The organism is Methylopila capsulata (assembly GCF_016907975.1).
Taxonomy (GTDB): Bacteria; Pseudomonadota; Alphaproteobacteria; order Rhizobiales; family Methylopilaceae; genus Methylopila; species Methylopila capsulata.
The window spans coordinates 17012-29817 of the sequence record NZ_JAFBCY010000001.1 but is presented as its reverse complement, the minus strand read 5'-3'; the positions used below and the strand labels follow the sequence as shown (position 1 = coordinate 29817).

Sequence of the window (12806 nt, the reverse complement as noted above, 5' to 3'; positions counted from 1 at the left end):
GCCGATGGACAACTTCAAGGCGGTCATCGCCCATGTCGCCGACGGTCGCGCGCTCGACCGCGCGGAGGCGGAAGCGGCGTTCGACCACATCATGTCCGGCGAGGCGACGCCGGCGCAGATCGGCGCCTTCCTGATGGCGCTGCGCCTGCGCGGCGAGACGGTGGACGAGATCGCCGGCGCCGTCGCGACCATGCGGGCCAAGATGACGCCCGTCGCGGCGCCCGCCGACGCCGTGGACGTGGTGGGCACCGGCGGCGACGGCGCGGGCTCCGTCAACGTCTCCACCTGCGCGGCCTTCGTGGTGGCGGGCTGCGGCGTCACGGTCGCCAAGCACGGCAACCGGGCGCTGTCGTCGAAGTCGGGCTCGGCCGACGTGCTGAAGGCGCTCGGCGTCAACGTCGACGCTTCGCCGGAGCGCATCGGCCAGTGCATCGCGGAGGCCGGCGTCGGCTTCATGTTCGCGCCGAACCACCACGCCGCCATGCGCCATGTGGGTCCGGCCCGCACCGAGCTCGGCGTGCGCACGATCTTCAACCTGCTGGGCCCGCTCTCGAACCCCGCGGGCGTGCGGCGCCAGATGGTCGGCGTATTCGCCGCCAAATGGGTCGAGCCGATCGCCGAGGCGCTCGCCCGGCTGGGGTCGGAGCGCGCCTGGGTGGTGCACGGCTCCGACGGGCTCGACGAGATCACGACCTCGGGCTCGACGCTCGTCGCCGAACTGCGCGACGGCGCGGTCCGCACCTTCGAGGTCACACCCGCGGACGCCGGCCTGTCCCGGCATTCGCCCGAGGCGCTGAAGGGCGGCGACGCCGAGGCCAATGCGGTCGCGCTGCGCGCGGTGCTCGACGGCGCCAGGGGCGCCTACCGCGACGTGTCCATTCTCAACGCCGCCGCGACGCTGATCGTCGCTGGCCGGGCCGAGACGCTGGCGGAAGGCGCGGCGGTCGCCGCAGACGCCATCGACAGCGGCGGGGCCTACTCGCGCCTCGACGCGCTGGTGCGGGTGTCGAACGAGGTCTGAGAGCGCAGCTCTTGTCCCGGCCTTGACCCGGGACCCAGAAACCGCGGGTTTCAGGATCTGATGCGCCGACGTCGCGTCTCTTTCGGAACGCCTGACGCATCTGGGTCCCGGCTCAAGGCCGGGACAAGCGCAGAGTGCTTCTATCGCTAGAGAGCCCCAGCCTCTCAGCGCCGGCTGTCGAGCGCGAGCCGCACGGCTAGCCCGCCGAGCACCAGCCCCATCAACCAGCGCTGCGCCGTGACCCACAGCGGGTGACGCGCGAGGAACGCCGCGATGCCGCCGGCGGTGAGCGCGAACATGGCGTTGCCCGCCATGCTGATCGTGATCTGGACGGCGCCCAGCGCCAGCGTCTGCGTCAGCACCGAGCCCGCCGCGGGATCGATGAACTGGGGGAAGAGCGCGAGGTAGAACATCGCGACCTTCGGATTCAGGAGGTTCGTCACGAGCCCCATGAGGAACAGCCTGCGCGGGCTGTCGGGCGCGAGCGTCCGCACCTCGAACGGCGAGGCGCCGCCGGGCTTCACCGCGTTCCAGGCGAGCCAGGCGAGATAGGCCGCGCCTGCAAGCCGCAGCGCGTCGTAGGCGAAGGGGACCGCGAACAGCAGCGCCGTGATGCCGAAGGCGGCGCACAGCATGTAGACCAGGAAGCCGAGCGCGACGCCGCCGAGCGAGATCAACCCCGCCTTCGGCCCCTGGCAGAGCGAGCGCGAGATCAGGTAGAGCATGTTGGGCCCCGGCGTCAGCACCATGCCGAGTGAGACGGCGGCGAAGGCCAGAAGCGTCGCGGTGGAGGGCATGGGCGACCTCTCGGGCAGGCCGGTTGCAGGGGCGTTCGGATCGGCTCATAGAAAGTCGCCGATCCTCCCGCCCGCGCCTAGACGCCGTCGCGGGGGTTCACGAAATATCATGGGGCATCAAGGGCCTTGATATGACCGACATCCTCGCCCGGATCGAAGCCTACAAGCGCCGCGAGATCGCGGAGGCGAAGGCCGCGCGGCCGTACGACGTGGTCGCCAAGGCCGCCGACGCCGCCTCCCCGCCCCGTGGGTTCGAGGCCGCCATCCGCCGCCGCGTCGACGCCGGCGGCGTGGCGCTGATCGCCGAGATCAAGAAGGCCAGTCCCTCGAAAGGTCTTATCCGCGCGGACTTCGATCCGCCGGCGCTCGCCCGCGCCTATGCCGAGGGCGGCGCGACCTCCCTCTCCGTGCTGACGGACGGCCCCTCGTTCCAGGGCGCGCCGGAGTATCTCGTCGCGGCCCGCGCCGCGGTCGACCTGCCGGTCATACGCAAGGACTTCCTCTACGAGCCCTACCAGGTGGCGGAGGCGCGGGCGCTCGGCGCCGACTGCATCCTCGTCATCATGGCGGCGGTGACCGACGCCGAAGCGCGCGACCTCGTGGCGGCTTCGCGCGACTTCGGGATGGACGCGCTGATCGAGGTGCACGACGGCGAGGAGCTTGACCGCGCGCTCCCCCTCGGCAGCGCGCTGATCGGCGTCAACAACCGCAACCTGCGCACCTTCGAGGTGACGCTGGAGATGACCGAGCGGCTGAGCGCGCGCGTGCCGGACGACCGCATCCTCGTCGGCGAGAGCGGCATCTTCACCCCGGACGACGTCGCGCGGCTCGGCGCGGTCGGTTGCCGCACGCTGCTGGTTGGCGAAAGCCTGATGCGGAAGGCGGACGTCGCGGCGGCCACCCGCGCGCTGCTCGCGCCCGCGCACGCCGCAGCCTGACGCGTCCAACAGCAAGGCCTTGCGACCATGACCGACCACGCCTCCGAGGTGCAGGCCGCCGCCCGGCGCTGGTTCGGCAAGGCGACCGAAGCGCTCGAGGAGAGCGAAGCCCGCGCTCTTCGCCACGCGAAGGCGCGCACCATTCTTTCGCGCGATCCCAACGAGGGGTTCGACGACAGCATGTCGTTCGGCGAGCGCCTCGCCGACCAGGTCGCAACCTTCGGCGGTTCGTGGACCTTCATCGTCCTGTTCGGCCTGTTCCTCGCGCTGTGGACCGGATTGAACGTCTGGCTGCTGACGCTGCCGTTCGATCCCTACCCCTTCATCTTCCTCAACCTGTTGCTGTCGATGATCGCCGCGCTCCAGGCGCCCGTGATCATGATGAGCCAGAACCGTCAGTCGGCTAAGGATCGGCACAATGCGCAGCTCGATTACGAGGTGAACCTCAAGGCCGAGATCGAGATCATGGCGCTGCACGACAAGCTCGACCGGCTGCGCGACGAGCACATCGTCTCGCTGCTTGCGAAACAGCAGGAGCAGATCGATCTTCTCACCCGCCTCGTGAGTGAGGATCGGGGACGGCGGGGATAGCGCAATGGACGTTGATGGCGACGCGCAGGCGGGCCCGGCCGCGAGCCGCGGAGAGCAGCTGATCGAGGCCGTCTTCCGGAACGGCACGATCACCGCGTTCGGCATCACGGTGTCGTTCTCGCTCGGGTTCCTGTCGCAGTGGGCGTCGAGTCCCGGCGCGTGGCGTCTCTACGACCTGCCCCCGGTCATCGCGATCTTCGCCGGCGCCTTGCTCCAGATCCGCGCTCTCGCCCTTCTGCTTCCGCTCGAAGGGCTGGTGAAGCGCGTCTACGACCGGGCGACCCGGCTCTATCTCATCGGCTTCGGGCTGACCGGCTGCGGCGTGTTCGCCGCCGTTGCGCTCGATATCGGCCACGCCCTCTGGATTGGAAACGCACAGTGACCTCGTCCGACGCCTCGCTCACCCATCTGTCGTCCTCCGGCGAAGCCAACATGGTCGACGTCGGCGAAAAGACCGCGACGTCGCGCGAGGCGACGGCGGAGGGCCGCGTCGTGATGGCGCTCGAGACCTTCAAGCTCGTGGAGGCCGGCGACGCCAAGAAGGGCGACGTGCTGGGAACCGCCCGGCTTGCCGGCATCATGGCCGCCAAGCGGACGCATGAGCTGATCCCGCTCTGCCATCAGTTGCTGCTGTCGAAGGTGTCGGTAGAGCTGACGCCGGACTCCTCGCTGCCCGGCGTCGTCGTCACCGCGACCGCGCGCACCACCGGCCCGACAGGCGTGGAGATGGAGGCGCTGACCGCCGTCTCCGTCGCCTGCCTCACGATCTACGACATGACCAAGGCGGTCGACCGCGGCATGCGCATCGACGGCGTGCGGCTGGTCGCGAAGTCCGGCGGCCGCTCCGGCGACTTCCGCGTCGAGGAGTTTTCGTGAGCGATCTGCTGCCCGTCACGGAGGCGCGCGCGCGGATCCTCGCCGCGGTCGCGCCGAAGCCCGCGGAAACCGTCGCTCTCGGCGAGGCTCTCGGCCGCACGCTCGCGGCCCCGATCGCGGCGCTGCGCACCCAGCCGCCCTGGGACTGCTCTGCCATGGACGGCTACGCGGCGCGCGCCGACGACGCGACGCTCGGCGCGCGCCTGACGGTCGTCGGCGAGGCGGCGGCCGGCCGGAGCTTCGGCGGGGCGCTGAAGCCGGGGCAGACGGTGCGCATCTTCACCGGTGCGCCCGTCCCCGCAGGCGCGGACGGCGTGCTGCTGCAGGAGGACGCGAGCCGCGACGGCGACGCGATCGTCGTCGGCGAGGCCGTCCAGCGCGGGCGCCACATCCGCAAGACCGGCATCGACTTCACCGCCGGCGAGACGCTCCTGCACCCTGGCCGCAGGCTCGGCGCGCGGGACCTCGCGCTCGCCGCGGCGCTCGGGCATCCGACGGTCCAGGCCGCCGCGAGACCCCGGGTCGCCATCCTCGCCACCGGCGACGAACTGGTGCTGCCCGGCGAGCCGGTCGGTCCCGACCAGATCGTCGCGTCGAACGCCTTCGCGATCGCGGCGGTCGTGGCCGGTGAAGGCGGGATCGCGCTCGATCTCGGCGTCGCGCCCGACGATCGGGCGGCGATCGGGGCCGCCGTCGGCCGCGCCTTCGCCGACGAGGTCGACATCCTGGTGACGCTCGGCGGCGCCTCGGTGGGCGACCACGACCTTGTCCGTCCCGTGCTGGAGGAGGCCGGCGTCGCGCTCGACTTCTGGAAGATCGCGATGCGGCCGGGCAAGCCGATGATGGCCGGCCGGCGCGGCGGGACATTGGTGCTCGGGCTCCCGGGCAACCCGGTGTCGGCGATCGTCTGCTCGCTGCTGTTCCTGACGCCGGCGCTGAGGCGGCTGTCGGGCCGCACGGACGTCGAACCGGCGTTGGTCGTCGGTCGCCTCGGCCGGGACATGCCGGAAAACGACCGTCGCGAGGACTACCTGCGCGCCGCGATCGAGATCGGCCCGGACGGCGTCGCGGTGGTCACCGCGTTTCCGCGTCAGGATTCCTCGATGCTGAGGCCGCTGGCGGAGGCCGAAGGGCTGTTGATGCGCCCGCCTCACGCGCCCGCTGGGAAGGCCGGCGATCCCTGCCGGTTCCTGCCGCTGCCGCACCCGTATTGAGCCGAATGTCAGCGGCGCTCGGTCTCCCTTCCCTTCGCCCCTTGTGGGAGAAGGTGGCGCGGAGCGCCGGATGAGGGGTCGTCCGGGACATCCTGAACAGCGACGAGGTCGTCCCGGGCGACCCCTCACCCCCTACCCTCTCCCGCAGGGGGAGAGGGGGCGACGACGTCGCGCTCTGGCGCTCCGAACGTTCAGCCGGCCGATCTACCCCTCTGGGCGCGTGTGGATTGGGTCCACCCAGTAGACCTCCTCCGGGGCCTCGACCGGTTCGACGTCGGTGATGTTCACCACCACCGCCTCGTTGTCGGAGCGCACGAGCACGCACTGAAGCGGCTGATCCGGATCGGCGTTGATCTCCTGGTGCGGCACGTAGGGCGGCACGAAGATGAAGTCGCCGGGGCCGGCCTCGGCCACGTACTCGAGACGCTCGCCCCAGCGCATCCGCGCCCGGCCGCTCACCACGTAGATCACGCTCTCCAGCGCGCCGTGGTGATGCACGCCCGTCTTTGCGTTCGGCTCGATCGCGACCGTCCCGGCCCAGATCTTCTGGGCGCCGACGCGGGCGTGGTTGATCGCGGCTTGCCGGAACATGCCCGGCGTCTGGGCGGTGTTCGGGTCGAGCTGGTCGCCTTTGATCACGCGGACGCCGTCGTGCTTCCAGCGCTCGTGCGAATGGTCGTGACCGCTCATGCCCTGCATCTCCCTGAACGCCGAACGCCCCTGCATCCGGCAGGATGCAGGGGCGTTCGCACGCGTCAACGCGACAGTCGGCTTATTCGACGATTTCGACCACCGTGCGGTCGTCGTCGATGATGTAGCGCCGGTCGTTGACGACCGTGTAGCTGTAGTCGCTGTCCGGCACCCGGTAGACCTCGACGGTCTCCGGCAGCGGCTTGCCGACGACGACCTCGCCCTCGTAGGCGATCGACGGGCGCTCGTCGCGCACGACGTACTCCTTGACCTGCTTGGGCGGGGCCATCAGCGTGCCGGCCACGCCGCCGGCGACAGCGCCAGCCGCGGCGCCGACCGGGCCGCCGAGCACGGCTCCTGTGGCCGCGCCGCCGGCGACGCCCGCCGCCGTGCCTTCCTGAGCCATGGACGCGGTCGGCAGAGCGACGCCGAGCGCCAGAACGAAAGCGGTGATGCCCTTGCGCATCTGAAAACCTCCATCATTCCCCTCGGTGAACAAACGGCGGTACGTCAAAAAACGTTCCATCGATCATTTCGCGAAACGCGGCTGTCTTGCCTCACGGGCTCCAAGTGGAGCGACGCCCGCTCAGCTCCCTGTCGAGAAAATGCGCGGCGCTGATCAGCGCGAGATGGGTCAATGCTTGGGGGAAGTTGCCCAATGCGCTTCCGTCGCGTCCGATCTCCTCGGCGTAAAGCCCGACATGGTTGCGATACGCGAGGAGTTTCGAGAAACAAAGCTGGGCCTCGTCCAGTCGCCCGGCGCGGGCGAGGCACTCCACGTACCAGAACGAACAGGCGGAGAAGGCGCCCTCCTCCCCCTCCAGGCCGTCGTCGCAGCGGTAGCGGAAGATCATCGAGTCGTCGCCGAGGTCCCGCTTGATGGCTTCGAGCGTCGCCAACCACTTGGGGTCGGTGGCGCTGCAGAAGCGGACAAGCGGCATCAGCAGCAGCGCCCCGTCGAGCGCTCCTCCCTCCGCGCTCGCCACGAAGTGGCCGAGCTTGGCGTCGTAGAACGTGTTCCAGATGTCGTCGTGGATCGCGTCGCGCGCCGCCGTCCAATCCGCGACGGGCGCCGGCAGCGATCGCTTAAGCGCGAGCCGCAGCGCCCGGTCGACGGCGACCCAGCACATCAGGCGCGAGTGCAGGAAGGCGCGCGTCTCGCCCCGCATCTCCCAGATGCCGGCGTCCTTGTCCCGCCAGACGGCGCAGGCGTGATCGACGATCCGGCGCGTGCGGGTCCAGCCGTCGGCGGACATCGCCTGACCGTACTTGTCGTTGAGGTACACCGCGTCGAGCAGCTCGCCGTAGATATCAAGCTGGCTCTGGCTGGCGGCGGCGTTGCCGATGCGCACCGGCTGCGAGCCGCGGTATCCGGCGAGATGCGGCAGCTCCTCCTCCGCCGGAGTCGGGCCGCCGTCGAGCGCGTACATCAGGCGGATCACGCCGTCCTTCTCGCCCTGCACCCGCTCGGCGATCCAGCGCACGAAGGCGAGCGCTTCGTCCCGGAATCCAAGGCGCATGAACGCGTAGACCGTGAAGGAGGCGTCCCGCACCCAGGTGGCGCGGTAGTCCCAGTTGCGGCCGAAGCCGATCGCCTCCGGCAGGCCGAAGGTCGGCGCCGCCACGATCGAGCCGAAGTCGCGCGAGGTCATCAGCTTGAGCGCAAGCGCCGATCGCGTCACCGTCTCGCGCCAGCGGCCCTGGTAGGTGGACTGCGCGACCCAGCGCCGCCACCAGGCGACCGCCTCGTCGAGCGAGAGCTGGGCCTGATCGGCGGACAGCGGCTCATGCTCGCCGCCGTCCAGCACGAACCAGGCGACCTCGCCTTTGTTCAGCGTGAACTCCGCGACGGCGTCGCCTCCCCGCACGCGCAGGGGAATGTCGGAGGCGAGGCGCAGGGTGAGCTCCTCGAAGCGGAAGGTGACGCCCCGCTTGGCCCGGCGCGTCTCGCCCCGAGCCCGGGCGTAGTCGAAGCGCGGGCGGCAGGCGATGGAGAAGGTCACCTCGCCGCGCGTGGCCTCCACCCTCCGCAGGATCTGCGGCCCGCCGCCGTCTTCGCCGCAGACCGGCCGCATGCCGTCGGTGAGCTCGGCGCTGCCGTCATGGCTCAGCCAGCGGGTGACCACGACGTTGGTGTCCGGCAGGTAGAGCTGGCGGGTGGTCGCGCCCGCGAGCTTCGGCCGGATGGTGAAGTGACCGCCTCTCGCGGGATCGAGCAGACCTGCGAACACGCTGGGGCTGTCGAACCGCGGCCAGCACAGGAAGTCGATCGAGCCCTCGCGCGACACGAGGGCGGCCGTCGCCATGTCGCCGATCAGCGCATGCTCTTCGATAGCGCACGCCGGTGCGTCGGCCTCAGCCATTGTCGCGGAAGGCCGGGTACAGCGTCATCCCGCCGTCGACGAAGATCGTCGCGCCCACGACGTAGTCGGCCTTGTCGGAGACGAGCCAGGTCGCGACGTCGGCGATGTCCTCGGCGTCCCCGATCCGACCGTAGGGGATGAGCTTCAGCACCTGCTCGCCATTCTCGCCGTCCAGCTCCTCCGCGTTGATGGCGGTGCGGATCGCCCCGGGCGCGATGGCGTTCACCCGGACGCCAAGCTCGGCGACCTCCTGCGCCAGCGTCTTCATCATCAGCGCGATCCCGCCCTTGGAGGCGGCGTAGTTGACGTGGCCCGCCCACGGAATGACCTCATGCACCGAGCTCATGCAGACGAGCTTGCCGCGGGAGCGCGAGACGCCGCGATCGCCTTGCTCCCGGAACCGCCGGATCGCGGCCTGCGCGCAGAGGAACTGGCCCGTCAGGTTAACGTCGATCACCTGCCGCCAGTCGTCCAACGTCATCTCGAAGCTGTCCGCGTCCTTCTGCAGGCCCGCGTTGGCGACCACGATGTCGACCCCGCCCCAGCGCTCCACGGTCTTGGCGAACATCGCGTCGACCTGGTCCTTGTCCGAGACGTCGGCGCGGACGGCGAAGGCCTCGCCGCCGGCCTCCGCAATCTCGCGCGCCAGCGCCTGGGCCTCGTCCGCGCCCGACCGGTAGTTCACCGCGACCTTGGCGCCGGACAGGGCGAACCCGCGGGCGACGGCGCGGCCGATGCCGCTCGACGCGCCGGTGACGATGGCGATCTGGCCGTCGAGTCGGATGTCCATTCGTGTGAGCCCTCGCTGTCGCGCCCACGGCGCCGGGATGCGACAGCGAAGCTAGGGCGTGGCGTCGTGGCCGGAAGGGTCAGGCATGGCCGCGCAGCGCAAAGGTCACGCCCGACGACGCAACGGCGCCGATCCGCGCCAGCGCGGCGAGCGTGGCCTCGATCCGCGGCGTCGCGCGCCGTCCCTCGCGGAAGGCGTCGGCCAGCGAGCCCACGTCGATCGGCTCCCGCGCCTCCAGCAGCGCGAAGATGACGGCCGCCGTCTGGGCCATGTCCTCCTTGGGGAACGAGGGCTTGCGCGCGGCGACCGCCGCGAGCGGCGCCTCGGTCTGGCCGGCGCGATCGTCCGCCGCGGCCCGGCCCCGGGCGAAGCGCGGCGCCTGATAGGCGGGCCGCAGCCACCGCACGACCCCTGCCGCCTCCTCCGCGCGGCGCTCGAGGTTCAACGCCGCCAGCCGCGCCACCGCGTCCGCGACGGGGAGATCGGCAGGCCAGCCGTAGGCGCCGGCGACCTCGACGTCGAGCCGGTCGTGCAGTTCCTTCAGGATCAGGACGAGGCCGTCGTCGAAGACCCGCCGCTCCGCGGGCGTCAGGTCGGACGGGGCGGCGCCGGCGCGCAGACGTTCCAGCACGTTGTAGAGCCCGGTGAGCGTGAGCTTCGACCGCTCCTGGAGGACGCGCTTGCGATGCGCGTCGAGCTCTTCCGCGATCGCCGCGATCCGCGCGGCCTGCGACGGGGTGGGGTTGGGGAAGGGAAACGGGTCGAAGCAGCGGGATTTGGAATAGCGGGGGTCGTTGCCGATCCCGAGCCACCCGCCGGAGGCCAGCGCCCATGCCGCGTGAAAGCGCGACGACAGGACGCCGAGATGAAAGGCGCTGTCGGTTGCGACGGCCACGAGCATGTTGTCCGGCAGAATCTCCGCGCCGAGGAACTGGAAGACCCGGTGTTTCGAGGTCTCGACGGTCACCACGTAGCGCGCGAGCCCGCCAAGCGCGTCCCTGAGATCGGGGCGGGGCTTTCCGAAGACCCACCACTGCGCGAGGTAGTCCGCCGCGTCCTTCGTCGGCGACTTCGCGTGCTGCTTCGCCCGATCCACTTTCACGGTCTCGGCGAGATGCTGATAGGCCTCCGGGAAGTCACGACGCACGCGCTCCTCGCTGAGCCCGTAGAGATCGAGCGCTTTCGCATCGCGAGGACGCGCCGTCAGATCGCGTCCATGACGGTACGGCACAATCCGATCGGCGAGGCCTTGCCTGCGGTCCACGCCGAGCGTCCTGATGTCCTGAGGCCGTACGATAAAGCCCTTCCCGTGCAGCTTGACGCCCGGCGACGAAAGGCCGGCGTTCGCAAGCAGCGCCTTCGCCGCCCCCACGTCGGCGCCGATCGTCAGGTCCGCGTTGATCCTTCCGCGCCTCTCGGACAGCTCGATCAGCGGCGCGTCGGTGGCGAGACCCTCCTCCCGCACGACCTCGCGCAGGGCGCCGTCCTTCACGCCCGCCTCGGCCACGGTCATGGCGATGCGCACCGCCGCGCTGTCCCGCGCCGCCTTGGTCCAAGGGTGATCCGGGATCGCCATCACGATCGAGATCGGCGCCTTTCCGCCCATGCGGCGCTCGAGCGTCCGACGCTGGAGCACCTGGCTGATCGAATTCGTGGTCACGAAGCCGAAGCGCCGCAGCGGTGAGCCCTGCGCGGCGAGGATCGCGGCCGCGCGGTCCCACCAATGCATCACGAGATCCGCGCTCTCGTTGATCCCGGGGTTCGCGGCCCACAGCGCCTCGGCGTAGTCCGCGCCAAGCCGCGCGCGCAGGTCCTTGCCGCCGATGAAGGGCGGGTTGCCCACGATGAACTCGGCGTCCGGCCAGGCCGGCAGGCGAGGATTACGGTAGCGGGTGCGCTCGCGCGGCCCGTCCCGGAGCGGGCGGCCGGCGGCGTCGCGGACCAGCTCCTCCTCCGCCTCGAGCACGGCGTCCATGACCTTTATGTTGCGGAAGGCCTTCAGGATCGGCTCGTTCGGCGCGCCGCCGCGGGTGCGGGCGTGCCACTGCAGGTAGCCGATCCAGAGCGCCAGTTCGGCGATCGCCGCGGCGCGGGGGTTCTTCTCGAGCCCCAGCAGCTGATGCGGGTCGACCGTGTGGCCTTCGAGACCCGAGAGGGCCTCCTGCCCGCCGAGGTCGGCGAGCGCCTCCAGCACCTCGCCCTCGAGGCGCTTCATCAGCTCGAGCGTCACGTAGAGGAAATTGCCGGTGCCGCAGGCCGGGTCGAGCACGCGCGTCGCGCAGAGGCGCGCATGGAAGCCCCGCACCGTCTTCAGCGCCTGCGCCGCGCGTCCCTCGTCGCGCTGGCGCTCGGCGGTGGCGAGAGCCGCCTCCCAGTCCGCGCGCAGCGGCTCCATCACGGTCGCGACCACAAGCCGCTCGACATAGGCGCGGGGGGTGTAATGCGCGCCCAGCGCGCTCCGCTCGTCCGGGTCGAGCGCCTTCTCCAGCAGCGCGCCGAAGATCGCGGGCTCGACCTCGCGCCAGTCGTAGGACGCGGCCGCCCGAAGCTCCGCGATCTCGGCCTTATCCAGCGGCAGCGCGGAGCAATCCCGGAAGAAGGCGCCGTTGAAGCGCGGCACCTGCGCTTTAAGCCCGAAGGCGTAGCCGCCTTTGTCCATGGCCTCCCAAAGCTGGCCGACCACGGGCTGGAACCGGGCCGGCGCCGCCTCGCATTCGGCGAGCAGCGCGCTGAAGCCGCCGCGCTCGATCAGCTCCACGTCCTGCGCGAACATCGTGAACAGCATGCGCATCAGGAACTGCGCGACCTCCTCGGTCGCATGGCCTTTCGCCTCCAGACGGCGCGACACCTCGGCGAGCCGGACCGCGATCTCGCGGGTGACCCGAGAGGCGTGCAGCGCGGGGTCGAGCGCGAGCGGGTCGTTCCACACGTTGACCAACCGCTCGCGGATCTCGGGACGGCGCAGATCCTCGAGATAGATCCGGTAGCCCTGCCGGTCGGGAAACTGGTCGTAGGCTTTGCCGTCCTTGCGGAAGTTGGCGTAGAGCTCGAGGCAGTGGCCGACGTCGCAGACGACGACGAACGGCGGCGGTTCGTGCCCCTCCGGAAGCCAGCGGACGTAATGCTCGGCCTGATTGCGGGCGTTCATCATCAGCACGTCCCAGGCCTTGTCGGCCCCGCGACGTCCACGGGTCGCCGGCTCCGGCCCGGCTGTGGCGCCGAGCGGCGCCTTGGCCGCTCCGGGGATGCGCGACTGCTTGGCCTCCAGCACGAACCTCGACCTTCGGTAGAGGTCGATCCGCCTACGGGAGACGGCGCCGTCGCGTCCGGTCTCCTTCACCACCCGCTCGAGGACGTAGTCGTTCTCTTCGGTCTCCGCCGACGCCGGGTCGGGACGGGCGACGCCAAGCGCGTCGGTCAGCTCGCTCAGGAACAAGGCGTAGTTCGCCCGCTCCTGTCCGCCCACTCTCCCCTGCCAGCGCGCGATGAAACGCTCGACCGCCTGTTCCGACGCCATTCCCGCCCG

The 12806-nt window shown here is 70.7% G+C and carries 12 protein-coding genes; 6 read left to right on the top strand and 6 right to left on the bottom strand.

What is annotated here, in order from left to right; all coding sequences use genetic code 11:
- The first annotated feature begins 4 nt into the window (after nt 1-4).
- Entirely contained in the window at nt 5-1021 is a 1017-nt protein-coding gene (trpD, locus tag JOD31_RS00140; protein ID WP_204948301.1) for an anthranilate phosphoribosyltransferase, read from the top strand.
- A 164-nt stretch (nt 1022-1185) separates the two neighbouring features.
- On the opposite strand, the gene JOD31_RS00135 is transcribed toward trpD, so the two are convergent.
- Nucleotides 1186-1818 (bottom strand): LysE family translocator, encoded by a 633-nt coding sequence (locus JOD31_RS00135; protein WP_204948300.1) that lies wholly within the window; start codon nt 1816-1818, stop codon nt 1186-1188.
- 131 nt (nt 1819-1949) lie between these two features.
- On the opposite strand from JOD31_RS00135, the gene trpC reads away from it, so the two are divergent.
- The 5 genes from trpC to JOD31_RS00110 are packed head-to-tail and all read left to right on the top strand — an operon-like array spanning nt 1950 to nt 5437.
- Nucleotides 1950-2756 carry an indole-3-glycerol phosphate synthase TrpC gene (gene trpC / locus JOD31_RS00130; protein ID WP_204948299.1) on the top strand — a complete coding sequence of 269 codons (807 nt, stop codon included), beginning with the start codon at nt 1950-1952 and terminating at the stop codon, nt 2754-2756.
- A 27-nt stretch (nt 2757-2783) separates the two neighbouring features.
- Nucleotides 2784-3347, top strand: a complete 564-nt coding sequence (locus JOD31_RS00125; protein WP_204948298.1) for a DUF1003 domain-containing protein — start codon at nt 2784-2786, stop codon at nt 3345-3347.
- A 4-nt stretch (nt 3348-3351) separates the two neighbouring features.
- Complete coding sequence (locus JOD31_RS00120; protein ID WP_204948297.1) at nt 3352-3729, top strand: hypothetical protein; 378 nt, start codon at nt 3352-3354, stop codon at nt 3727-3729.
- On the top strand, nt 3726-4223 hold the full coding sequence (moaC, locus tag JOD31_RS00115) for a cyclic pyranopterin monophosphate synthase MoaC (protein WP_271206135.1): 498 nt from the start codon (nt 3726-3728) through the stop codon (nt 4221-4223). The genes JOD31_RS00120 and moaC overlap by 4 nt, the downstream gene beginning before the upstream one ends.
- Nucleotides 4220-5437, top strand: coding sequence for a molybdopterin molybdotransferase MoeA (locus JOD31_RS00110; RefSeq protein ID WP_204948296.1), 1218 nt, complete (start codon nt 4220-4222; stop codon nt 5435-5437). Before moaC ends, JOD31_RS00110 begins: the two co-directional genes overlap by 4 nt.
- 204 nt (nt 5438-5641) lie before the next feature.
- On the opposite strand, the gene JOD31_RS00105 is transcribed toward JOD31_RS00110, so the two are convergent.
- From JOD31_RS00105 to JOD31_RS00085, 5 genes are all read right to left on the bottom strand, one after another.
- Nucleotides 5642-6136 carry a cupin domain-containing protein gene (locus JOD31_RS00105; RefSeq protein ID WP_204948295.1) on the bottom strand — a complete coding sequence of 165 codons (495 nt, stop codon included), beginning with the start codon at nt 6134-6136 and terminating at the stop codon, nt 5642-5644.
- A 73-nt stretch (nt 6137-6209) separates the two neighbouring features.
- Entirely contained in the window at nt 6210-6593 is a 384-nt protein-coding gene (locus JOD31_RS00100; RefSeq protein ID WP_204948294.1) for a DUF1236 domain-containing protein, read from the bottom strand.
- Between the two features lie 91 nt (nt 6594-6684).
- Nucleotides 6685-8490: a glycoside hydrolase family 15 protein gene (locus JOD31_RS00095; RefSeq protein WP_204948293.1), complete on the bottom strand. Its 1806-nt coding sequence runs from the start codon at nt 8488-8490 to the stop codon at nt 6685-6687.
- Nucleotides 8483-9280: a glucose 1-dehydrogenase gene (locus tag JOD31_RS00090; protein ID WP_204948292.1), complete on the bottom strand. Its 798-nt coding sequence runs from the start codon at nt 9278-9280 to the stop codon at nt 8483-8485. Before JOD31_RS00090 ends, JOD31_RS00095 begins: the two co-directional genes overlap by 8 nt.
- A 79-nt stretch (nt 9281-9359) precedes the next feature.
- Nucleotides 9360-12797 carry a class I SAM-dependent DNA methyltransferase gene (locus JOD31_RS00085; protein ID WP_204948291.1) on the bottom strand — a complete coding sequence of 1146 codons (3438 nt, stop codon included), beginning with the start codon at nt 12795-12797 and terminating at the stop codon, nt 9360-9362.
- Nucleotides 12798-12806: the final 9 nt, after the last annotated feature.